The sequence below is a fragment of the Shewanella mangrovi genome (assembly GCF_000753795.1).
Lineage (GTDB): Bacteria > Pseudomonadota > Gammaproteobacteria > Enterobacterales > Shewanellaceae > Shewanella > Shewanella mangrovi.
The window spans coordinates 103,970-127,762 of the sequence record NZ_JPEO01000004.1 but is presented as its reverse complement, the minus strand read 5'-3'; the positions used below and the strand labels follow the sequence as shown (position 1 = coordinate 127,762).

Genomic DNA, 23,793 nt, shown 5'->3' with positions numbered 1-23,793 from the left:
TGCTAGCGTTGAAATCTGCCGAAAATGTGGATTTATGCCAAATTAATATTTAAATCAACTGCATTTGCTGCAGCAAACTCCGAGTTTCCACCAACGGCAAGCCCACGACTGCAGAGTAGCTGCCATCAATACGCTCAACAAAACTGCCACCCAATCCCTGAATACCGTAAGCTCCAGCTTTATCCATCGGCTCACCACTGGCGATATAAGCGTGGATCTGCGCATCGCTCATTGCGGTGAAGGTAACTTGGGTTGTCACCAGAGTCGACACCGTTTTAGTCGCAGAGACTAAGGCAACGGCGGTCATGACACGATGGCTGGCACCACTCAGTCGGCGCAGCATCGCGAACGCATCAGTAGCATCCTGTGGTTTACCAAGTACCGTATCACCAGCCACTACTATGGTATCGGAGCCAAGCACGACCGCTTGTGTATCACCACACAACGCCAGCCCTGCCTGCGCTTTTTCCAACGCTAAGCGACTCACGAAATCGGTCGCGGCTTCACCTTGGCGCGCTGACTCATCAATATCTGTCGCTAACACTGCAAAAGAGAAATCAGCGACGGCTAATCCCAACTGTGCCAATAATTCACGACGACGTGGCGACGCCGACGCCAGCACTAATTTCATATTAACGTACCTTGTAACGACGCCGAATACGTCGCAAAACCCAGAACACCCAACGCCACAAAATCATGCTGGACACGGTCGGCCACAACAGTTCAGCAGAAAAGGTTGCGTGCTCTAACAAAAATTGCAGCCAGAACACAATCAGGTGATAAATACACAGCACAATGCCGACCAGCACCGTTTGCTGTAAAAACGAATAGGTTCTTAACCGCTGGAAATTAAGCACTATCAGATAGATAGCTAACGAATATGCCAGCGAACGAATACCGAGATGCGCCCCCAACAACACATCGAGCAGCGTCCCCATCACAAACGCAGTCAGAATGTTGTAGCGATGCGGCAGTGCCATCGACCAATAGATTAAGATCAGCAGCAACCAATCCGGCCGAAACGGCAGCACAATATCAGGCACCGGCATCAACTCAAACAGCAAGCCTACCAGCAATGAAAACCAGACGATGAGGCGTCCGTGTGCATGATCCATCGTCATGACTTGGGCTCCTCTTGCTTGTCATTAACCTTAGTCGCGTCTTCAGTCACAGCAGCCTTTTCGCTCGCTTGCTGCTCAGGCCAAATCAACAACAGATAGCGAATACGATCTAGCGCGGCCATTGGCTGCGCGGTCACTTTCAGATAATTTTGGCCGTCATCACGATTGATATTGATTACTCGTGCTACCGGATATCCTTCAGGAAAACGGTTGCCTAATCCAGACGTCACCAATAAATCGCCGACTTTGATATCCGTACTCTTGGCCACATAACGCAAGTCGAGTTGGTCGAGTTCACCATTGCCGTTCGCAATCACCCGCACGTCATTACGCGTAATCCGCACTGGAATGCCTTGCTTAGGATCGGAAATCAGCAATACTCGCGAGGTCAACGCATTGACTTCCACCACTTGCCCAACAACCCCTTGTGCATCGACTACAGGCTGGCCGACGAACACACCGTTGTTACTGCCGTGATTGATCACCACATATTGATGGAAAGGATCGCTTGCAACTTCAATGACTTCCGCCACCATTTTGCGTGCGTCCATATGCAAGGGAGACCCCAGCAAAGCTCGCAAGCGTTCGTTTTCCTGACGCAGATGTTCAAAGCGTTGCAGACGTTCACTCATCATCAGTTGCTGGCGCAACAACTCCTGATTTTGCTTTTTCAGCATACTGAGTGAAGCGAGATTTTCGGCACCCCAGTCAAACAATTCACCGGGCGCGGTCGCCAAATATTGCACAGGGCTTAACAGCGACGCCAATGACTCACGCACTGGCTCTAATTTTTTATTCGCAAATAACAATGCCACCGACAGAAGAACTGCCAGTGTCAGACGAAATTGAACGGAAACACCGCGGGCAAAAATAGGCTGCATAGAATAAATAAGGCGGCATTACACCGCCATATCGAGTTAATCCCGAGATTAGTTCTCTTCAGAGAACAGATCGCCACCGTGCATGTCGATCATTTCTAACGCTTTGCCGCCGCCACGGGCCACACAGGTTAGCGGATCTTCTGCCAGCATCACTGGAATACCAGTTTCTTGCATCAGCAGACGATCAAGGTCACGCAGTAATGCGCCACCGCCAGTGAGCACCATACCGCGCTCAGAGATATCAGACGCCAATTCTGGAGGTGACTGCTCCAATGCCGCCATCACCGCACTGACAATACCAGACAATGGCTCTTGCAAGGCTTCGAGGATCTCATTGCTGTTCAGGGTAAAGCTTCTTGGTACACCTTCCGCCAAGTTGCGACCGCGCACTTCAATCTCCAGCACTTCATCGCCAGGATAAGCGGTGCCAATAGTGTGCTTGATGCGTTCTGCCGTTGCTTCACCAATCAGGCTGCCGTAGTTACGGCGTACATAGTTGATGATGGCTTCATCAAACTTGTCACCACCGATACGCACAGATGAAGAGTAAACCACACCGTTCAACGAGATAATGGCAACTTCAGTCGTACCACCACCGATATCCACGACCATAGAGCCAGTCGCTTCAGACACAGGCAAACCAGCGCCGATTGCGGCCGCCATTGGTTCTTCAATCAAATACACTTCTCGCGCGCCGGCGCCCATCGCTGATTCTTTAATTGCGCGGCGTTCAACTTGCGTAGCACCCACAGGTACACACACCAACACGCGAGGGCTAGGACGTAAGAAACTGTTGTTATGTACTTGTTTAATAAAGTACTGCAGCATTTTTTCAGTAACGTGGAAGTCTGCAATCACGCCATCTTTCATTGGACGAATCGCTTGAATGTTGCCAGGCGTACGCCCCAACATCTGTTTTGCTTCCATACCGACAGCAGCGATCGATCGCTGCGCGCCGTTGTTACGGTCCACACGAATGGCAACAACAGAAGGTTCATTGAGCACAATGCCTTCATTTCTGACATAAATTAAGGTGTTGGCGGTACCTAAGTCGATCGAAAGATCATTGGAAAAAATGCCACGCAGCTTTTTCAACATTTAACTAGCCTGTATTCTGTGGAGTCGGAGAAGAGAATTTGGAAATTAGCTAACTTTATCAATGCCACCCCAGTTCTACAAGACTGATAAGCCTAACAAACGCTGACGAGTGGCATTTTTTTCGGACGATTAATTAAGTTCTGGCGCATGTCATTCAATTGGCGCCGAAACTAAGCCAATAATGATGATTTTTTAGTCTTCCAGCACAAGGCTAATGCTGCTCACGCCAATTGATCACACGGTCGTTACCGCGGTAACGGCCGAAGTAAGCACTCGCACGGGGGTCCAACAACACAGTATTACCCGCACCGTCAAAACCCCAATACCATTGCAACCATTCCGGCACGCCCACAGGCGCTGTCACTTTGCCACGATAGGTGCCAGATGACAGCCAGCGCACACTATAATCGCCATTAGATAAGGCGGCAGGGGCACCAGTTCGGGATATTGCTTGTCCACTTGCCAGTGCCGGTTCAAACAGATATCCCAATGTGGCATTCGTCGTTTGCGACAACATCGCGGGACTGACCACAGAGCAGCTATCATCGGGGTTTGATTGCCACTGGCTACCATTCCAGTATTGAGCACTTCCCGCCATCAATACCGGATGGTTTTCCGGGCCATAGGTATTCGCCAATAAGGCACGCCCCAGACGAATATCGAGCGTGGTGAGTTGTTGAGCGCTGCAATTGCTGTCAGCAGCACAGTCATTGGCAGATGTGACCAACATATTCGCTAAGGACATAGGCACACTATCGGGGTCCGTAACCTCAACCCCCAGTGCTAAAGCGCTAAATGGCCCGTCGGCGAGTGGTGCGGCCGCACGAGCAAAACTAAATGGCACTTGGGTAAACTGCATTTGCCCATTGAGCCAACTTCCGCTCACGGCACTTAGGCGCGACGAAAGGTCAATACCGTTGTTATTATTCTCGGCTAATAATTGCGCGCTGCCATTAGCGAAAGTGCCAGTATAGTTTTGCGTTAACTGGCCTGCGCGGTTCAACGCTTTTAAGGTCATGCTCAGCGACAGCGGCTGAGTCATGTAACTGAAACCATCACAGCTCGGCGGCACACTTATACCATCAGCGATAAAACTTGCCGGGTAAAAACGGCCAATGGGATCGGAATAAAACGGTGCTAGTGTAAAAGCGCTGCTGCCAAGATAAGCTTGCTGACTGCTGGCAGCTAACGCAAATACGCCAACTTCAGAGATCGATTGATTAATGGTAGTGCCACTGACCGAGGCCAATTGGTCATAATCATGGCTGGCAAGCTCACCGGGCTGACCAGCTGCGGGAGCAATTAACTGCTGCGACATCGCCACATCTGCCATCGCAAATGACGGCGTATCAGCGGCTGCACATATATTGCCATCATCGCGCCACTGTTTAGCCCTGATATTGACCGCAAACACATCACCTGCGGCACGATAGCCAGAGCAGCTGGCATCAGCGCTGGGACATTGAGCGTCACTATCCACCGCCGCCACACATAACCCCGCGGGGAAACTCACGAAGCTATCACTACCGGCGACGACCAAGCCTGCATCATCTCCACTACCTGTATATTGCGCATTGAGCGTTAACTTACCAGCATCATGGTAGTCAAGCTGCACGCTGGCCTGCCCTGATGCATCAAAGCTGAGCGTTTGCAATGACGGCGCGGCCGCATCATCAGAAATTGACAAGGCATTGACCTGCACCGCAGGCGGAACGTACCCCTCTATCATTGGACGAGATACCACCGACGACCATAGTTTTATCGGTTTGCTGACCGAGGCAAATGCACTAACACATTGCTGAGTTTGCTCATCTTTTTTAACGGCTTTAATCAGCACTTCGGCCGCGCGTCCGGCGACTTTGTCCGGTACATCAAAGATAAAGCCAGCTTCGGAAAAACTTAACGTACAGTTGGAATTATTGGCATCATTACAGACATAGCCATTGGTTGCGATTGGCGTGGAATCCTCGATACCGATGGTAATAGGCAGCGCATCATTTTTCTGTAGCGCAATAGTGGCAGTACCTTGTGAAAACTGCAGGGTATTGCCACCAAGCCATTGGCCATTTGAGACAGTTGCAGGACTCATCGTGACGCTGATATTGCCACTGTACAGACTCGTGCAATCACTATTTTCACAGGCCAATACCGTGATACTTGCGGGTGCACACACATTGGGATTCGCGGAAAAATCCAACTGAAAGTGATCGATAGTATCGGTCGCTACCGTGGTATTGGAACACATGCCGCCAAAGTCGGCTTCATCGACGACGGATAAATCGATATGAATACTCCCGCCATTGGTATCCCCCTCTCTTGGCGCGTCGGCAAAAGACAGAATCTGCCCCCCCGCAATCGCACCATAGAGTTTGAAGCTGCCGGTTATGGTGGCATCTTTGGCAAGATAAAGAATGCCATTCATATCAACCCGGCCATTTAGCACCAATTGATTTCTCACATAGATCAATAGATTAGCAGCATCACCACTGTTAGAGCCCTGCTGCAGGTTAAGCGCCGCCTTATCAATCGTCAGTGAGTCGAAATATAACCTTGTGGTCTTGCCTGAGGTTGTCAGAGCATTAGCGCCCTGACCATGCTCAGTAATAGTACCGTTAGTGAAGTTGTAGTCACCCGGCCCAAAGCTACAGGGAGAACCATTAGAACAACTAAGATCGCCTCGACTTGGCTCCAGATTGAGCGGCGGCACAAAACGATCAGGCGCGTGTTGATCAGTCGGCGGATAGGTAAAAATATCACGGCAGTTTGGGAGCGCCGCACCATTAACGATGCCATTGAGACTGATATCCAATGTGCGGGCCGTGATATGGCCATTCACGATATTAAAACCGTGGATCGTCATACTGTTTTCAGCGTAGAAATTGCCGTTCAGCTCGGCGTTATTTCCCGCCACCGTAATGGTGTTATACGCGATAACGGTTAACTTACCGCTGCGCTCTGGATTAAGCTGCGCAGCGTCGTTCACTTTAAAGTTGTTGACGAACAAACGCACATTGCCATCAATGTGTACCACCGGAGTGCCATCGTTCAGGGTTAAGCTATCAATCCAATAGTCACCGCTATGGAAGGTGATTTCAGCCCGACCGTTAAGTAACAAACTAGCAAAATGAAAGGTGCTATTGTCTGTAGAAAATGAAGCGTGACAAGCATCACCATCGAGCACGACGCTACCAAAATCTGTCTCACCATGTTGCCCAAGCACTCTGTCAGCATTGCATTCACCCCAGTTGATTGAAGCACCACCACTCGTTGCCTGAAACTGATTTTGGACACTATTGAGGTCTAAGCCCTGAACATCACTGCCGCTGACGCTGCATTTTTCGGTATTCCCTAAACCGTCATCACAGGTGTCACTCTCCATACTGTTTTGGTTATTACTGCTACAGAAATTTAATGCTTCGCCACCCGTACCAATAATCTGCCCGGTATAAATAGTTAACGCTGAATTGCTGCTACAAACACTGCCAACGCCATGATGCCCCTGCACAACCGCAGGAAAGAGTTGTGCGTCGCTGATCTGCTCAAACGCTGATGCGGAAAAAGACAGGCATAGCCAAAGCAGCAACCAATATTTATTCACGGGCTTCAACCTCCACACTGCGGTTAACTCTCAGACATTGGCGATTATCATTGCTGCCAGTTTCGCAATCCCCCGTCTGACACGTGGCATTGCTCGTAATACGGTACATGACATCAGTGCCATCTCGTAACTCTTGGCAACTCAGCGCAATATTGCCACAACCGTGAAACCCAACCACATCGGGCGGAGTCCAACTGCTGGCGACATTGCTACAGCTCACCGAACCGCCACCCAGCGGAAAGAGCTGCGACAATGCAGCATCAGCGCCACTATTGGCGGCACTAAAAGCACGTAGACTCCAGACTTCAATATTCACCCCTTCATCAGCGTCCGCACCGATACGCATTAGGCTCGCAGCCAACAGCGCCATCACCACAATAATGAATAGCGCAATCATCAACGCACTGCCACGTTGTGACTGACGAGACAACATTCGCTTATGACGTTTAAGGGACATTAAACACCTGCACCTGGTGCTGATAAGTAAAAGATTCACCCGCCACCTCAAAACTGGGAGACAACTGCACAATGGCATTATTAGTCAAACTGGCGGGTGCAATCGTGACAGGCAACTGCTGACTGAAATCATTATTCAAATTTTCCGCCATTAATACTGGCGTACTAGCGGGTGGTAATGTTTGGTTTTGCGTATAGCCATAATCCTGATAGCGATAAATTTGGCCGCTGGCGAAAAAGCAATAACTCACAGGTGATGATGCGGCATAAAAACGCTCGGCGGGAGAAGTTTCACTAAAGCGAACACTGGCGACAAAATTCACCCGAGTCGTGTCACCACTGACACTGACGCTAGCGATCTGTTGACGCTTATTGTGACTAGCGTTGTAGATATCATCACTTACCAACGGATAGACAAATAACTGCCAACCGGGCTGTAATGCTGTTGTGGGCGAAAATACGCGGCCGCTCAGTGCGGGCGTATCAAATGGCATATCGAGATAACGACCGCTCGTCTCAATCGGTACAAACTCTAAGCACTGCACATGAGTATCATCCCGCAGGCGCAAACTGGCAGGCACAGAGCTACGTAGCTCTCGAGTCATACGCTCCATGGCATATCGACTACTACCGATAATGCGGTCGACCGCCGAAGAATCAACGAAGATACGCGTACCAAAGATCAAAAAACTGCTGACGCCAATCGCTAGAATCCCCAGCAACATCATCACTGTAACCAGTTCCACTAAGGTAAAACCACGACTACGCCGCATCAGTAGTTACTCCTGACCGCATTGAAGGCGATGGGCTCTCCCGCGGGAGTCGTTACTACCACGGCAATCAATTTATGATTGGCATCGATATAACTCACACTGACAAGAAACTGATAATTAGGATAATTACTTGCGTAGGTTACTGTGCTGTTGAGCATCAAAGAGTCTTGATTAAGCCCGTCATAATCATCGACGTCATCGAAGTCGTTACGCGACTCGCCGCTATCGGGTCCTATGTTACTGCCGCAGGCAACGCCTGCGGGCGAACCACAGGCAGGCACACCGTTAATTGGTGTATTGTCATCAAAGCCTTTACCCCATATTTCATTCAACACACTCTGCGCTAATTCCGTGGCGCGCACTCGTTGCAGAGTATTTGCCGCATGGTCACTTTGAGGTAGGAGAACACTGCTCAACAGCACGACCGCGATGCTGAACACTATCATGCCGACAATCAGCTCGATTAAGGTAAATCCCTTATTAGCCTTCATGGATATACCCCTGCGACTCAATCGCTATCGGTAACGCTTCATCCGCGACCGTCAGCAAACAAGCTCCGGCACAGGCTATGGTCGGGCGGCCTGCGCTATCAAAACCAAGGGTGAATGAGTCTTGACCATCCATCAGCGTCAGCTTGGCACTGTTAGGAAAGTTTTGTCGAGCTTCTGCGAAGATCTCACTGCTGCAGTCGGCTTGCAGATGGGATAGCTGATAACCAGCAGCATCCACATGCAGCCGAAAACAACGGTCAGGATTATTAAAAGCCAGCATCTGATCACGCCGCAATTCAGCAATGATCTCTTGCCTAAGTGCGAATGCACTATAAGAAGAAGCCCCGAAAAAACGGGGCAATACTACGACCGAAAGGATCGCCAGCAGCATAATGGTGACGACCAGTTCGATGAGGGTGAACGCTAAGATATGCTTCCGTACTCGAATTCCCATAAATTGTTCAGTCCGATACAGAAAATTAGCTCACTCCTCTGATTAACAATCGTTGGAGCCATTAGCAGGCAAAGCATACTGTGGCAGCGAACTAGAAGTGGCTGGTGTATACGTCAAAGCACATGCTGCAGGAGCACCGTTTTGCCAAAACTTAACAGTGGAGTCATCAGAATATATTAGCCAGTCACCAGTAGAAGATGCATTGCCAGTGGTTACATCAGTGTCAGTAGTCTGAGCAGAAATCTCTAATGCTTTTGCAAAATTGGCTTCAGTCGCATCTAAATAACCATAGACAGTAGATACTGCGGTACTGGCATCTAAATTTACAGTGGTTGCTGATGATTGTTTATCACTACCAGCTATAGCTGCCTTTGAATATACCAGAGAGTTTGCACCTTGAAGTGATGCTTGTAAGCCCTGTAATGTAGAGTATCTGGCGTCACTTTGCAGGTTGATAAATTTTGGTGCTGCGACGACGGCAAGGATCCCCAAAATAATGATAACGACGACTAACTCAATTAGGGTAAAACCTTGTTGTTTTTGCATATCACTTTTCCTTCAAGCGTTTTTTAACAAAACATTCTTAGTTGGTAAAACTCAAAACCTGACCAGTCGCCGGGTTATACACAATGCCATTAGCGTCTGTTGTGGTCAGCGTTGGTGCTGGCGTCGCAATGCCAGAGTTCTGATCTAAGGCTAACGAGGCAACCTGATGGTATACACATAAATCAATACCGCTCACTGCCGTGCCTGCCAGTGTTGTGACATTGCCACCGGCACCATCTAACACGCGAACAGTGTAACGCTGGTCACGTGCGTCTGCAGTATAAATTACATTCTTTGGTGCGCTTTGTAACACATTTTCAAATACTTGCTGACAAGTCGCATCTGTCATAGAAGAAGCAGAGGTATTGGTCAGCCCGGTTGGAAAACCAAATCGGGTATCGAGCGAAATCTGCGTACCGTCTAAAATCACCGAGGTATTACGGCGACCATCCACTTCCCATTGAGAACGCACAAAGCTCACCGCTGTAGATAAACCACCCGCGACGCCTTCCACACTGGCATTTTCGGCATCATCGGCCACGTTGAGAAAACGCGGAATGGCGGTCGCGGCTAACAACCCCAAGATCATGATGACGATCACCAGCTCAATAAGCGAAAAACCCTGTACTTTACGTTGCATACTGCTCTCCTTTGAACTGATTCGATTCTAGCAGTTAACCATTTAAAATCTAATGTAATAACTTAATTTGCGACATCACCGGAATAGGCAACTTGTCCGCTGCTAATTTGGTAACTAATACTCTGACCACTCTCGGTGCGAAAATGGCAAATTTGCTGCTGTCCATCAAACTCAGTGGCAACATCGGCTTGCTGCGCTGTTACGCCCAACAATTCAAACCAAAGCTGCTCACATCCCTGAGCATCAAAGGTGTCAATGGTCGGCCAACCGCCGCGATCCATCACCAAGGTGTTAGTTGCTTGTCCATTTTCAAACAATAACCAATCTGCCGTCATTCTCTGAGGCTTACCTAAACTTTGCCATTGCGAGCGCACCATCGCCAGCACATTTAATAATCGATTATGTTCCAGCGCGAGACTATTAGCAGAGACAGTATTGATACCACCAAAATAACGCTCGGCAATGGTTGCCAGCAAAATCAAAAACACCACCAGCGCAATAAGCTGCCGGAACAGACTGATGGACTTGAGGTCTTGCTGCTCCTGCGGTTGCATTAGTGGCCGCCCTTGACCACATTGAGCATGTCCCACATAGGTAGGTAGATCCCCAATGCCAAGATCAACACAATAACAGCCACAATCGCGATCAAAATCGGCTCAAGTTTGGCGGTGAGGTTCTTCAAGTCAAAGTCGACTTCCCCTTCATAAAAATCCGCCGCATCGTTGAGCAGTTGTTCAATCTGTCCGGTTTCTTCACCAACTGCCACCATCTGCAGTACCAAGGGGGTAAACAGGCCACTATTGCGCGATACCCGCAGCATTGACTCACCCGCCTCGATACCATGACGCATATTCACAATGCGATCATGCATATAGCTATTATCGACCGCATCAGCAACCAAGCTCAGCGCGCTGGTCATCGGTACTCCTGCGCCCAGCATCATGGCAAAGCTGCGGCAGTATCGGGCTAGTGTAGAACGCTCGATAATGGATCCCACCACAGGGATCTGCAGCTTCATTTTGTCCCACTGCCGTTCCCCTTTGTCGGTATTGACCCAGTAACGTAACCCGAAAAAGCCAGCGATAAGTGCCACTATCATCAGCGGCCAGTAATGCACAAACAGACTGGAAGTGCCGATAAGCAGCTTAGTCGCCCACGGCAACTCGGCATGAAAACGACTGAACATGTCGGCAAACTTGGGGATGACAAAGATATTCAGCACCACTAACGCAATCGCAACCGCCATCAGCACAAAAATGGGGTAGCGCACCGCCGCCTTAATCCGCCGCCGCGTTTCCTGTTCGCGCTCGATATATTGCGACAGTTGCAAAAAGGTGTCTTCAAGACGGCCGGTGTTTTCCCCAACGTGTACCATTGAGATAAACAGCGGATCAAAAATATCAGGATGTTGATTCATTGCAGACGACAAAGAGAAACCTGAGGTCAACTGCTCAGCCACCTGATGTAGTGCATTTTGTAAACGCTTAGAGTGTGATGACTCGGCCAAGCCAGAAATGGCGCGCAAAATAGGAATGCCACTGCGAGTAAGCGAATACATCTGCCGTGTGAAGATCTGCAACTCATCCAAGCTGAGCCGTCGCCGAAACAGCACGGCGAGGTCAACTTTTTGCCTGACTTTCGCTTCACGCAGCTCCAGCGGAATGACCGCGCGCGACATCAGCTGATCAGCGGCCGCATTGGCATTGGTGGCTTCCACCTGACCATTTACGGCTTGTCCAGCTGAGTTACGTCCGCGATATTCGTAGATGGGCATAATTAGGCTCCATCACTGAGCAATTCCGTCATCGGAATTTGCGCATCGGACACATCTTCTACCAGATTTGCGACTTCTTCTAATGTGGTGACACCACTATGCAAATACTCAAGCGCCGATTGTAATAACGGCTTAAACAGCGACGACTGCTTGGCAACGTGCGCAAAGCGCTCGGGATCACCAGCACGCATGGCATCGATCATCGGCTCATCCAGTTCAAGGATTTCAAATACGCCGACACGACCACGATACCCTGTGCCGGAACAACTTTGACAGCCACTGCCTTTACGCAGCTGCGCCTGCGCAAAATTCATATTGGCGACGCTCGATAACCAGGCTAACTCTTGCGTATTTGGGTGGTATTCTTCGGCGCAATGCTCACACACGCGACGGATAAGTCGCTGCGAAATAATCACGCGCAATGCACTGGCAACCAGATAGCTGGCGGCGCCCATGTCAATCAAACGCAGCGCACTGGTAATGGCATCATTGGTGTGTAATGTTGATAGCACAAGGTGACCAGTCAATGCGCCCCGCAGCCCGATTTCTACCGTTTCCCGGTCACGCATCTCCCCCACCATAATTACGTCAGGGTCTTGTCGCAGCGTGGTGCGCAATACGTTAGAAAAGTCGAGGCCAATTTTATGGTTAACCTGCACTTGGTTGATCCGCGGCAGTTTATACTCCACCGGATCTTCAACCGTAATAATCTTGCGCTCAGATTGGTTAAGTTCGCTCAGTACACCGTAAAGCGTCGTGGTTTTACCGCTACCTGTCGGACCGGTGACCAGCAGTAGCCCGTGTGGCCGACGGATCTGCCGTCTCACCCGCTCTAACAGCGGCGCTGGCATACCGGTTTGCTCTAGCGTTAATAAGCCTGCAGATTGATCGAGCAAACGCATCACCACAGATTCACCATGGTAGATTGGCATGGTCGACATCCGCACATCGATATGGTGGCCTTTCACTTCAATATGGAAGCGGCCATCCTGTGGCAGACGTTTTTCAGAAATGTCCAGACCTGCCATCAGCTTCAACCTCAGTACCAAGGCCGCGGCAATATTCACTTCTTTGAGCTGGGTTTCTTGCAGTAAGCCGTCGACCCGTTGCCGAATACGCAACAGATGTTCATCTGGCTCGATGTGAATATCGGAAGCGCGGATCTGTACCGCGTCTTCAAAAATCGACTGCAGCAGCTTAACGACAGTGGTTTCATTATCGGTATCAGCAGAAGTAATGGCATTCAAATCAAACTGTTCGCCAGCCGAATATTCCTCTTCTAACTGCCCGGCCATCTCTGCAATCTGGCTGGTCAGACGATATAAATTATCGAATGCGTCAAACAGTTGCTGCTCTTTTACCACCGCTAACTTGAGTTGCCGCGGCGCCAATAACAGTTCGATATCGTCCAAGGCTTGCAGATCTGCTGGATCACTCATCGCGACGAGGACGGAGTCGCTATCGGCTTCAATCGGTAATGCTCGAAAACGCCTTGCCTGCACTTCAGATAATAAGGTCACCACACTTTGCGGAACCACTTTGCGGCTGATATCAACCACAGGAATACTCAACTGCTGCGATAAAAATTGCAGCATTTGATCTTCGCTGATGTAGTTAAGATTGATCAGGGTATAGCCGAGCTTACGCCCAGTTTTGCGTTGTTGCGCCAGAGCATTTAGCAGTTGTTCCTCGGTAATGATCTGCTCTTGTACTAACAGATCGCCAAGGCGCATTTTTAGTCTGGGTTTCAACGTGATTCTCCTATCTGCAACAAGCGATTTTCTATATAGGCGCGCGCATCCACCGACAAACCACTCATGGTCAGTGCTTTTTGATACTCAGGTATGGCGGCAACGTAATTGCCCTGCGCATCGAGTGCGTGAGCATAACCGAACAGCCAGCGCCCATCTTCAGGCGCTTGCGATAGCAACTGTTGATACCCGAGAGCCACCTGCGGCCAATCCTGCTGTTGCTGTGCGATACGGATTTTCGCTAACCATTTTTCACTGGCGAACGACGACGTATCGGCGATGTGCGCCAAACTTGCATCCGCCTGTTGCCATTGCAAACGGGCAATTTGCACTCGCGCTAACAGCAACCAAAACTCTTCATTTTGCGGATAATTAGCCACGCCCATCTGCAACACTGCGGCAGCGTCATCGAGTTTTCCCTGAGCGTAATACAGCGCAGCTAATTGCCGTCTGGCTTCGTGCAAACTGGCATCATATTGCAATGCCTGCTGCAGCGGTTGCAGTGCGGCTTGATTGTTACCTTCAGCAAGTAAGTCTTTGGCGTGCTTAAGTTGCTTGGCCGCAAGCTGTGCCGGCGTCAACTCGACTTCGGTGATTTCCAGCTTAGTCGCCAGCTTGTTCGTCGCCACAGTAGCGCTCGGTGTCGCCGGATTAACTGAGCGAGTTTCTGAAGTTTTGGCGTCTGTTTCTGCGGTGCTAACTACCGCTGCTGGTGCAAGCTTAGTCGATGGTGAACCTGTTGATTGCTCAACAGCCGTAGCGTCAATTTGGGGACGAGCAGTGTCATCCACAATATTTTCAGCGTATTCTGCATGACGTGCTTTCGCAGCAAGCGTCTTTGCAGCAGGAGTTCCTTTGACGCTGACCAGAGGTTGAATTGGCGTTGTAGCGGAGGCTGGGGTTTCTGCCACTAAGGTTTGCGCTGACGAAGGATTAGCAACATTTGCCGCTTTGACTGGCGTAGGCGCATTGGCCGTCTCAACTTCGACTGGAATTACTGGCTGAGTCGCCGCGGTGGTTAACAGCCACCAGCCTGCAATGACCATCAAAGCTCCTAGCAACAAGCCAATAACAAGCAATTTCCATGCGGATTTCGCCCTTTCTGGCGGCAATTGCGATTGAGCGACAGTGCTAAAGCCATGCTGTTGCTGGCGCTTGTCTAACTCTTTCAACATTTGGTTGACTACGCTCATAGCATCCCTCGCCAGATTGCCGCACTTGCCAATAACACACATAACAGCAACGGGACGCTCCAACGCCAAGCAGCGCGATATTGGCTGGCATCTTCAGTGTCTTTAATCGCGGCGCGAATATGCTTACGACTGACGCCAGTCTCTCCCTCGCCAAAGCTCAACATCAATGCCTTATGCGCTAATACATTGATAAGTCTTGGAATACCGCGAGAGCCTTTAAATAACAAACGCGTTTCACCCTGTCTAAATAAAGGTTGGCCTTGATACCCAGACACCGCCAAGCGATGACGTACATAGGCAGCAACTTCATTAACGGTGAGCGGCCTAAGTTGGTAGCTAAAGGTGATCCGTTGCCGCAGTTGTCGCAGATTCTGTTGCGCTAACCTCTGGTCTAATTCTGGCTGACCAAACAACACCACCTGCACCAATTTCCGCTGCTCAGTTTCTAGGTTAGTGAACAGTCGCAACGCTTCCAAACTGTCATCCGGCAGCGCTTGCGCTTCATCAAGCACTAGCACGATTTGCTTACCGGCCGCACTCAGGCTTAATAACTGCTGTTGGATTAATCCAGTTAATTGTTGCTGATCGTGCACGCCGGTTATCTCAATGCCGAGCTCCTCCGCCACAGCCATTCGCAGTTCGGTGGGGTTGAGATAGGGATTCGGCAGGTAAGCGCAAACAAAGGTATCGGGCAACTCGTTTAACAGCTTGCGGCAAATTAACGTCTTACCTGTGCCCACTTCGCCAGTCACCTTGATAAAACCTTCGCCCGATTGCAAAGCTACCTGCAGCACTTGCAGCGCCTCGACATGAGGCGCTAAACCGAAAAAGAATCCGGTGTTTGGGGTTAACGCAAACGGCAAGGTTTGCAGGCCAAAGTGCTGCTGGTACATAACTTAGTTGCTCTGTGGGTACCAACGATCCAGCAACGACTGCGACTGTTGCAGTTGCTGTTGCCAGGTATTGCCATCGACAACCGTCGGCTTAAGCAAAATCACCAACTCAGTCTTAGTCACCGCTTTAACCTTGTTGGTAAATAGTTGTCCGAGTAGCGGCACATCACCAAGCAAGGGGACTTTAGATTCACGGTCTGAGGTGTTGCTCTTCATCAGCCCGCCAATCACGACCACATCGCCCGATTTAGCACGAATCACAGTATCTGACTCACGGATTTCACTTTGTGCCAACGGCAGCTCCAGAGAGGAATCACCGACTTGAATATCTTTTTGTTGATCAGATACTTCGGTAACAGATGGATGCACATGCAGTAGCACATTGCCGCTATCATCAATTTGCGGCGTCACATCCAATGCGATACCGGAGAAGAATGGCGTTAGCTGCACATCTGGCGTGGTCACCGAGGTTGCTGAGCTAGCGACCGTGGTAGAGGAAACATCGGTCACATAGTATTCGTCGGTACCGACTTTGATGACGGCTTTTTGATTGTTAGACGCGGTCACACGTGGGCTCGACAGCACATCAACATCGCCTTGGGTTTGCAGCAGATTAATTAAACCACCGAAGTCCGCGCCAGTGAGCGACAACGAGGTCACATTACCCAAGGTGCGGGTAATATCATTGCCAAAGGTGCCTGCACTGGTACTAAAACTCACTTGTGTATTGCCATTGGCTAGTGCTGTCCCTAGGACATTATCCCATTGAATACCTTGCTGATATCCATCAGAAAGCTGCACTTCTACAATTTTGGCCTCTAGGATTACCTGCCGTTGTAGATGCTGCTCAGACTGACTCAGAAACTGGCGGATTTGCCGAAGTTCATCCGGAAAAGCCCGTACTGTTACCAAGCCTGCTTGCGGACTGGTCACCACGCTACGCCCTTCGCCTTCGGCACCGATAATCGCCTCGAGGGTTTTTTGCAGTTGCCCCCAAAAGTCGGTCTTAGTCTTGGAGCTAATAAAAGTGCCATTGGTGGTGTTATTGTTGTTACGGTTGTTCCCACCCAAACTGTTGTTGTTACTACTGCCGTTGCTGCTCAGCGAATTACTGCCAAAGCCGCTATTGGAACCATTGTTGTTATTGTTGTTAGCATCGGTAATGCGCCCAGAACTGACCGATGTGAGTGATAAGCCTTCGCGCTCCATGTAGAGGTAGTTTACCGGGAAGGTTTCTGTGCGCATGCCGGACGGATAGATCTGCAGCACTTTGCCGGAGCGTGAAATCTCGTAGCCGTAGATGTCCTGCACCACTTTTAACACTTCGGCTAAGGTAACCCCTTTGAGCGACAAAGAAATGGTGCCCGCCACATTCGGATGCACCGCAACACTCAGCGGTGTTCCCTCGACTAAGCTATTGAAAAAGACTTTGGCATCCACATCATGTGCAGACACATTAAAACGCTTTTCCTCTGGTGCGCTAGCAACGCCAGTTAATAGACTTCCGCCAGTCAGCTCTTGCTGCAGATTGGCAGGCATAGGGGCAGCTGGCGGCACCGCTTTGGCGTTAGCTGGTTGCAAAGATTCGTTAAGCGCCTGCTTAGATGCAGAAGGATTCGGCCTATCCGTAGTCTGGCAACCGACTAGGGCCAGCGAAAGACAGCAAAGGAGAAAGGGCACTTTATTCATTGTTATCTCTTCTTATTCGGCTCAGTAACTCGCGGAAACAGACGCAGTTGACGTCCATCAGCCAGTGAAACTTGATTGTCGTGAATGGCGCTGATGGCGACACCGTTAACCTTGTCACCTACACGATAAATCTGATTATTAATCACCGCATGTTTGCCCCCTGCGCCCGCCACAATGCTGTTAAGCTGCAAGCGGCTTTGAGCATTCTCTGCCGAGGTGGCAGATAGCTGCACACCACTCGGCGGCTTGGTGGGATCGCGCAACGTGGCTGCGCTGACAGGTAGCGTAGCCATGACCAAGGCCAGCATGACCAGCTTAGTGAGATGCGACACTAATAAAATCCTTATTAATACTTAGCGTGTACAGTGATAGCTCGACTTGGGCGTTAGGGTACTTATCCACCTGATAATCAAGCGACTTCCAGTATAGTTTTTCCTGCATCGACTCGACAGCCTGAACAAATTTCATCACCGAAAAGTAATCGCCTTCAAATGTGAGCAGGATACCGTGGCTGTATAGGTTCATCTCGCCCGCTTGCTTGTCACCGACAACGAGCAATGGTTTTGGTGGCAGCGATTTGAAGCCTGAGAGCTTCACGCCTTTACTGCGTTCGAGCAATTGCGCCAGCAACATCGGCATTTTTTCCGCCGGGATCAGGTCTACCGTTTGCTGATTAAGTTGGCTATCCAGTGCCGCTATCTGCGCTACTAGCTGCTGCTGTTGTTGCCGTAATTCTTTATTGGGATCTTGCGCCAATCGCTGGTTCAGCAGGGTTATCTGCTCTTTGGTATTGCGCAGTAACTTGCTAGCACTCTGCTGTTGTTGCCGCAATTGCGAGTGCTGTGTCCACATGGCGTCAAATGGCAGATAGACAACTGTTGCTACCAGCAACCAACACACGGCAGCCACCATCAGTCGCTCACGCTGAGATAATGGATTAAACAGGCTGGCTAATTTATCGAGGAAGTTCATTGTGCTGCGACCTCCTCTGCTTCGCTGGTCAGAATAAAGGCCAATGGATGCTGCTGATCGCGCGCCATGGTCATCGACGCAAACGACTTACCTTTAAAGCTTGCAGTTTGAGACAGGCGGCCAATCCACGCTGGGACCTCAGCGGGCGTATCGCTATAACCTTCAAAGCGCAGATGTTGTTCATCAAAACGCAACCGTGTCAGCCAGATCTTACCGTCTGAGACAGTGGCCAGTTCCTGCAATTTCTCAGTAAATCCTACAGATTTGAGTTGTTCACGCTGCGCCAACTCACTCAGCAACAAGGTCTTCAGTTGTAATTCCTGTTGTTGCTTGGTCACTTCCGCCTGTAACGCTGCGGTTGGCTGATGCTGTTGCAGCTGCTGTTGTAGCTGGTCGCGTTGCACTTCAGCAGTGTGGATCTGCGCTCGTAACTGCGCATAGTGCTGTTTCGCACTCTGGTTTTGGTACCAAAGCACCGCATTTGCCAGCGCACCCAATAATAAAATCAGCCCACTCAGTATCACCACCGACATTAATGTCAGTCGCTGCTTAGCTGGCAGCAAGTTTGGGGTAAATAGATTGACGCGGGTTTTGCTCATAATGCCCCCCGCGATAGCTCTCGACACCCAAGTTCAGCCATTTTACCGCCCACATCAGTGGCTTCAATCAGGTTAACGGGTTGATTAAAGTTAGCCGCAACTAAATGGGCTAGTAACTGCCGCTCACCTAAGCAAAGTAATTCAATTGAGCTGACTGGCGCTTGTCGTAGCTGGCTCTCAAAAAAATCCATAGAACGCTGAATTTCAAGGCTTAAACTATCGGCAACGCGAAAACGCAAATCATCCTCGGTAAAACTGTCTAGCGCACCAAAACCACGTAAGCGACGTTGCATCCAGAGTTCACCATCGCGGATCACCGTCAACAGCACCTCTTCTCCTGGCACATGACTCACCACCATATGTGCCTGATTATCATCGATGAAGAGATTGGCTGACATCAGTTCTTCAATGGTGATCCCCACCAAGTCAAAGCCGTTATTGGTGGCCGCCAGTGCCAGCTTACTCATCTCTTGCCGTTCCGTGATTACCACTTGTAGTTTGCTTACCGCGTTTGACGGCAACTCAAAATAATCGAGGTGAATATCGCTCACAGGTGTTGCCACCATATCCTTAACGCTCCACAGCAACGCTTGTTGCAGTTCGTCGTCAGGTACATTCGGTTTATCGGCGGATAAGAGTTGATAACGCCCAGCACCGAGCACGACTTGTAAGCTGGCAGCGCCAAAATCGGCCGCAAGCTGGCTAAACAGCGCTTCCCAATCTCGTTGGTGACTGTAATAACGCACATCGAGCACGGCAGAAGCTTTACAAGCCCAAACTGCGTTGGCTCCGACAAATATTCCGAGCTGTTGCTCTGGCACCTTGGTACGCCAAAATTGCCATTTTTTTGGGGCTGCTGTCGTCATATCGCTTTTGAGCTCTCATTTGGCGGCAACTAGGATGAAAACGCGCCGACGTCTAATCTCTATGTTCCAACATTGCTAAGCAAATGTTATACGCTAATTGACTAATTCTACACAGAATAATAGGGAAAATTTGCGAAAGTTCGCGGTTAGTGATGCCTAAGCGACCATAATGGCACTTAATCCACAGATACAGGGTCGCTAAATAATGGTCCCTGTGCCGCACTTATGCCCAAAATTTTCAAGGTTTGCCACTCTTCCAACTGCTCAACACCTTCGGCGACTACCTCGATATCAGCCAGCGGCAAACTTCCTAACAAACTTCTTATAAACAATTGATTTTCAGTACGAAGATGAATTTGCTTCACTAAGGAACGGTGCAGTTTCACCATATCAAATCCAGCTTCCACAATATATTGAGTACTGACGACCTGTTGCCCAACATGGTCAACACATAAGCGTGCCCCCATCATTTTGATCACTTGTAAACGTGGTAGCAGTTGCGGCAACTCAGTGACGGCGAACGCCTCATCCACTTCCACAATCAGGCGTGGCATAACATCACGATGTTCTAGCATGATACGTTTGAGCCAGCGAAAAAACTCGTTATTCATCAAGGTTTCAAACGATAGGTTAACGCTGAAGTAGTCGCTGCCACGTTTCGCTGGCAGCAGTTCATGAATAATTCGCTCCAACGTGAGTCGCTCAATTTGTGGGATCAGCCCACATTTAATCGCCATGGGCATAAACAAGGTCGCGCGTACTAAGTTGCCATTGGTCTCGCGAGCGCGGGTGAAAATTTCACGGTGTTGCACCAGCCCGTCCACATCAAGGATGGGTTGCGCAAAGGCAACAAAACGCTTGTCTGCCAGCGCCATTTCCAAAAAGCTCCGCCAGCGCACTGAGCCTCGGGCAAATTCTTCGTCAACTGCCCCTTTATCGTACATAAACCAGTTATTACTGCCTTGCATCTGCGCCGCTCGCAGCGCCATTTCGGCCTCATCTAACAACTGGCTGGGCTCGTCACCTAACTTAAAGTAGGCACAGCCGAGATGACAAAACGCGTCGTGTGCGGCAACCTCATTGGGCTTCAGGCTGGCACACAATTTCACTAAACGTGATGCCAACTGCTCGGCTTCGGCGAGACTTATCTGAGTGACCAACACGGCAAATTGACTATGGCTGCGACGTGCAAACACACTGTTGGCCTGTGATTGCAACATGCGGCTAATATGATCCACGTTGAGTAGCAAATAATCGCGTAGCCCGTTATCCCCAAGAAGTTGATGTAACTGCTCCAGCTCTTCAAACTCAAGTAACATCAAAGCCCCATGGGACATCATGCCACTGCTACTACTCAAGGCATCTAGGCGGCTATCAAAGAGCAGGCGGTTGCCGATACGGGTTTCGTGATCCAAAAACGTATTACTACGAATAAAGGTATCGAATTTCGCTCGTTCCTTTTTGGCCTCCGACAGTTCATCCAGCAACATCGAAATCGCGCGATTGATAAAACGAGGATGCCCTTTGCTGTAACGACTGCGCGCTTGCTCAAAACGTCCTTTGAGAATGAGATGACAACGTTCACCTATGCTCTCCAGCCCCGCCAGTTGCGTGGCGTACCAACGATATCCCAGCCGCGCCAAAATCATCACCCCAACAAAACCCGCCAGCATAATGAACATCTCGAGCCGATTCGGTAAATAATGCGCTAAGGGTTGCGGCATCAATAACTGCATACGTAATGTCGGTTGCTGCGGTAATTGAATATCGACAACGCGCGGCATGGCGGTTGTTTGGCCACTGACATATTCATACAACAGCTGCTGACCATTCCAGACACGCGCCTCTAAGGCATCGGCGGCATTGAGCAAATCAGGCAACCATTGCGATAGTTGTTGAAGATCATCTTTATGTAGATGCGAGGCTAACGACTGAGTTATCGATTCAATATGATGCTGCTGAAAACGGTAGGTAAGCTGAGAATAGGCCGCCATCGCCATCAGCAGACCGACCAAAAACGTCATGGTCAGTGATAACAACCAGAAGCGGGATAAACGTATGGTGAGAAGCCGAGTTAATTCCATAAAGTGGCATTCCTGATCACCGAAAATGAGCGTCAATCTTGGGGTGGATAAGACGACACGCTAACGCCAACGCGCCGCTTGCAGAGTCACCACCTTTACTACACCATCAGGCTTCAAAAGCCCGAGCATTTGACGATTAAGGCTTTTGATTATTAAGCAGTTAGCTCAAAAACGCAACCACAGGCTGCGGTAACAAAAACGCCCTCATAAAGAGGGCGTTTGCAATGAATTCATTTTAACAATGATTATTCTTGATATTCAGGCACGGTGTTAATTTCTGCCACACCTGACTTAATCGCCGCCATTGCGACTGCCTTGGCCACTCGCGCTAACAAACGCGGATCCATTGGCTTCGGCAACACATAGTTCTTACCAAAAGTCAGCTCAGTGATATTTGGATAAGCTGCCAATACTGATGCAGGTACCGCTTCTTTTGCCAACTCAGCCAAGGCATAAACCGCGGCGAGTTTCATTTCGTCATTGATTTCACTGGCACGCACATCCAACGCACCACGGAAAATGAACGGGAAGCACAGTACGTTATTTACCTGATTAGGGTAATCACTGCGGCCAGTGCCCATAATCAGATCGCTACGGGTAGCATGTGCCAACGCAGGACTGATTTCTGGATCAGGGTTAGAGCAGGCGAAAATCACCGGATTGTCCGCCATCAATGCCAGTTCTTCAGCCGCAAGCAGGTTCGCCCCCGACAAACCGAGAAACACATCAGCACCGGCGATTGCATCGCGCAGAGTACGCTTGTCGGTTGGGGTGGCAAATAACGCTTTATATTGGTTGAGGTCATCGCGACCACTGTGGATCACACCTTTGCGGTCCAACATGTAAATGTTTTCACGCTGAGCGCCGCACTTCACCAACAGGCTCATACACGCAATAGCGGCGGCACCTGCACCCAAACAGACAAATACTGCTTCAGCAATATTTTTGCCTTGGATCTCAAGCGCGTTAATCATCCCCGCAGCGGTGACAATGGCAGTGCCGTGTTGGTCGTCATGAAATACCGGAATGGCACAACGGTCAATTAATTCACGCTCAATTTCAAAACACTCTGGTGCTTTAATATCTTCGAGGTTAATACCGCCAAAAGTATCGGCAATCGCTTCTACGGTATTAATAAAATCTTCGTTAGTACGATGTTTAACCTGAATATCAGTCGCATCAATATTGGCAAAGCGTTTAAATAATAATGCTTTACCTTCCATAACAGGTTTTGAAGCTAAAGGTCCGAGGTTACCCAATCCTAAAATGGCGGTGCCATTAGAGATGACGGCAACGGTGTTACCTTTATTGGTATAGCGATAGGCATCTGCCGGATTTGCGGCAATTTCACGCACTGGCTCTGCAACCCCAGGGCTATAAGCCAATGCTAAATCCATACTGGTTTCAGCGGCAGTAGTTAACGCAACGGCGGTTTTTCCGGGGACAGGGAATTCGTGGTAATCAAGTGCTTTTTGACGGAAGTCGGTCATCTTACTTTCCTAGGTTCAAGCCAAACTAATTGCATCGCCATTTGTAAGTTTAATCACATTTGGAATAGTTAGGAGTGTGACTTAATACAAATTGGGTCGCTAAAGATACTTGATATTGACCATTAATCAAACACTATTTATGAATTTTTAGCGCTAAGACAAAATCAAGAATTATAAACTTTATTTTCATAAGTTACTTTACAAGAATAAGCCTGAAACAACTAATCAAAGATGAAATATGATTACGGAAAATACCGTTCTAAAAATAGAAAAAACGTATTTCAGTAAAACATATTTAAATTAATTACAGTTATTAGTGAATAACATTCAATTAGATAAAACAGCTGAAGAAGTAACCAACAAAAATAGCACGTTAGTTTAGCGCTTATTAATAAACATAAAACTGCATAAAAAGTGGCTTTGT

The 23,793-nt window shown here is 49.3% G+C and carries 23 protein-coding genes; all 23 read right to left on the bottom strand.

Annotated elements, in window-relative coordinates; genetic code table 11:
- Nucleotides 1-49 precede the first annotated feature (49 nt).
- The 23 genes from HR45_RS08020 to HR45_RS07910 all read right to left on the bottom strand — a co-directional run bounded on the left by HR45_RS08020 (nucleotide 50) and on the right by HR45_RS07910 (nucleotide 23,369).
- Nucleotides 50-631 (bottom strand): Maf family protein, encoded by a 582-nt coding sequence (locus tag HR45_RS08020; RefSeq protein WP_037441708.1) that lies wholly within the window; start codon nucleotides 629-631, stop codon nucleotides 50-52.
- A 1-nt stretch (nucleotide 632) separates the two neighbouring features.
- Nucleotides 633-1,121, bottom strand: a complete 489-nt coding sequence (mreD, locus tag HR45_RS08015) for a rod shape-determining protein MreD (protein ID WP_037441705.1) — start codon at nucleotides 1,119-1,121, stop codon at nucleotides 633-635.
- Nucleotides 1,118-2,002 carry a rod shape-determining protein MreC gene (mreC, locus tag HR45_RS08010; protein WP_037441702.1) on the bottom strand — a complete coding sequence of 295 codons (885 nt, stop codon included), beginning with the start codon at nucleotides 2,000-2,002 and terminating at the stop codon, nucleotides 1,118-1,120. The genes mreD and mreC overlap by 4 nt, the downstream gene beginning before the upstream one ends.
- A gap of 48 nt (nucleotides 2,003-2,050) precedes the next feature.
- The gene (locus HR45_RS08005; protein WP_037441700.1) at nucleotides 2,051-3,100 is read right to left on the bottom strand and encodes a rod shape-determining protein; all 1,050 of its coding nucleotides are present in this window, start codon (nucleotides 3,098-3,100) and stop codon (nucleotides 2,051-2,053) included.
- Between the two features lie 211 nt (nucleotides 3,101-3,311).
- Complete coding sequence (locus tag HR45_RS19025) at nucleotides 3,312-6,698, bottom strand: DUF6701 domain-containing protein (protein WP_052074599.1); 3,387 nt, start codon at nucleotides 6,696-6,698, stop codon at nucleotides 3,312-3,314.
- Nucleotides 6,691-7,155 carry a pilus assembly PilX family protein gene (locus HR45_RS07995; RefSeq protein ID WP_037441698.1) on the bottom strand — a complete coding sequence of 155 codons (465 nt, stop codon included), beginning with the start codon at nucleotides 7,153-7,155 and terminating at the stop codon, nucleotides 6,691-6,693. The genes HR45_RS19025 and HR45_RS07995 overlap by 8 nt, the downstream gene beginning before the upstream one ends.
- On the bottom strand, nucleotides 7,145-7,927 hold the full coding sequence (locus HR45_RS07990) for a PilW family protein (protein ID WP_037441697.1): 783 nt from the start codon (nucleotides 7,925-7,927) through the stop codon (nucleotides 7,145-7,147). The genes HR45_RS07995 and HR45_RS07990 overlap by 11 nt, the downstream gene beginning before the upstream one ends.
- Nucleotides 7,927-8,418: a type IV pilus modification PilV family protein gene (locus HR45_RS07985; RefSeq protein ID WP_052074598.1), complete on the bottom strand. Its 492-nt coding sequence runs from the start codon at nucleotides 8,416-8,418 to the stop codon at nucleotides 7,927-7,929. The genes HR45_RS07990 and HR45_RS07985 overlap by 1 nt, the downstream gene beginning before the upstream one ends.
- The gene (locus HR45_RS07980; RefSeq protein ID WP_037441691.1) at nucleotides 8,408-8,872 is read right to left on the bottom strand and encodes a pilus assembly FimT family protein; all 465 of its coding nucleotides are present in this window, start codon (nucleotides 8,870-8,872) and stop codon (nucleotides 8,408-8,410) included. Before HR45_RS07980 ends, HR45_RS07985 begins: the two co-directional genes overlap by 11 nt.
- Before the next feature lie 42 nt (nucleotides 8,873-8,914).
- Nucleotides 8,915-9,418: a prepilin-type N-terminal cleavage/methylation domain-containing protein gene (locus HR45_RS07975; protein ID WP_037441689.1), complete on the bottom strand. Its 504-nt coding sequence runs from the start codon at nucleotides 9,416-9,418 to the stop codon at nucleotides 8,915-8,917.
- Nucleotides 9,419-9,455: 37 nt separating this feature from the next.
- Nucleotides 9,456-10,058 (bottom strand): pilus assembly FimT family protein, encoded by a 603-nt coding sequence (locus HR45_RS07970; protein ID WP_037441687.1) that lies wholly within the window; start codon nucleotides 10,056-10,058, stop codon nucleotides 9,456-9,458.
- A 62-nt stretch (nucleotides 10,059-10,120) separates the two neighbouring features.
- A complete protein-coding gene (locus tag HR45_RS07965) occupies nucleotides 10,121-10,612 on the bottom strand; it encodes a hypothetical protein (RefSeq protein ID WP_037441685.1) in 492 nt (163 codons plus the stop codon).
- Nucleotides 10,612-11,832, bottom strand: coding sequence for a type II secretion system F family protein (locus HR45_RS07960; RefSeq protein ID WP_037441683.1), 1,221 nt, complete (start codon nucleotides 11,830-11,832; stop codon nucleotides 10,612-10,614). Before HR45_RS07960 ends, HR45_RS07965 begins: the two co-directional genes overlap by 1 nt.
- A gap of 2 nt (nucleotides 11,833-11,834) precedes the next feature.
- The gene (locus HR45_RS07955; RefSeq protein ID WP_037441681.1) at nucleotides 11,835-13,583 is read right to left on the bottom strand and encodes a GspE/PulE family protein; all 1,749 of its coding nucleotides are present in this window, start codon (nucleotides 13,581-13,583) and stop codon (nucleotides 11,835-11,837) included.
- Nucleotides 13,580-14,776 (bottom strand): tetratricopeptide repeat protein, encoded by a 1,197-nt coding sequence (locus HR45_RS07950; RefSeq protein ID WP_037441678.1) that lies wholly within the window; start codon nucleotides 14,774-14,776, stop codon nucleotides 13,580-13,582. Before HR45_RS07950 ends, HR45_RS07955 begins: the two co-directional genes overlap by 4 nt.
- Complete coding sequence (locus HR45_RS07945; protein WP_037441676.1) at nucleotides 14,773-15,669, bottom strand: ExeA family protein; 897 nt, start codon at nucleotides 15,667-15,669, stop codon at nucleotides 14,773-14,775. The genes HR45_RS07950 and HR45_RS07945 overlap by 4 nt, the downstream gene beginning before the upstream one ends.
- A gap of 3 nt (nucleotides 15,670-15,672) precedes the next feature.
- Nucleotides 15,673-17,358 carry a pilus (MSHA type) biogenesis protein MshL gene (gene mshL / locus HR45_RS07940; protein WP_037441674.1) on the bottom strand — a complete coding sequence of 562 codons (1,686 nt, stop codon included), beginning with the start codon at nucleotides 17,356-17,358 and terminating at the stop codon, nucleotides 15,673-15,675.
- 2 nt (nucleotides 17,359-17,360) lie between these two features.
- Entirely contained in the window at nucleotides 17,361-17,690 is a 330-nt protein-coding gene (locus HR45_RS07935) for an MSHA biogenesis protein MshK (RefSeq protein ID WP_241461080.1), read from the bottom strand.
- A complete protein-coding gene (locus tag HR45_RS07930) occupies nucleotides 17,674-18,330 on the bottom strand; it encodes a hypothetical protein (protein ID WP_037441671.1) in 657 nt (218 codons plus the stop codon). The genes HR45_RS07935 and HR45_RS07930 overlap by 17 nt, the downstream gene beginning before the upstream one ends.
- Nucleotides 18,327-18,929, bottom strand: a complete 603-nt coding sequence (locus HR45_RS07925) for a PilN domain-containing protein (RefSeq protein ID WP_037441669.1) — start codon at nucleotides 18,927-18,929, stop codon at nucleotides 18,327-18,329. The genes HR45_RS07930 and HR45_RS07925 overlap by 4 nt, the downstream gene beginning before the upstream one ends.
- The gene (locus HR45_RS07920) at nucleotides 18,926-19,795 is read right to left on the bottom strand and encodes a hypothetical protein (RefSeq protein ID WP_037441667.1); all 870 of its coding nucleotides are present in this window, start codon (nucleotides 19,793-19,795) and stop codon (nucleotides 18,926-18,928) included. The genes HR45_RS07925 and HR45_RS07920 overlap by 4 nt, the downstream gene beginning before the upstream one ends.
- A 176-nt stretch (nucleotides 19,796-19,971) precedes the next feature.
- On the bottom strand, nucleotides 19,972-21,879 hold the full coding sequence (gene csrD, locus HR45_RS07915; protein ID WP_037441665.1) for an RNase E specificity factor CsrD: 1,908 nt from the start codon (nucleotides 21,877-21,879) through the stop codon (nucleotides 19,972-19,974).
- A gap of 245 nt (nucleotides 21,880-22,124) precedes the next feature.
- Nucleotides 22,125-23,369 carry a malic enzyme-like NAD(P)-binding protein gene (locus HR45_RS07910; protein ID WP_037441664.1) on the bottom strand — a complete coding sequence of 415 codons (1,245 nt, stop codon included), beginning with the start codon at nucleotides 23,367-23,369 and terminating at the stop codon, nucleotides 22,125-22,127.
- Nucleotides 23,370-23,793: the final 424 nt, after the last annotated feature.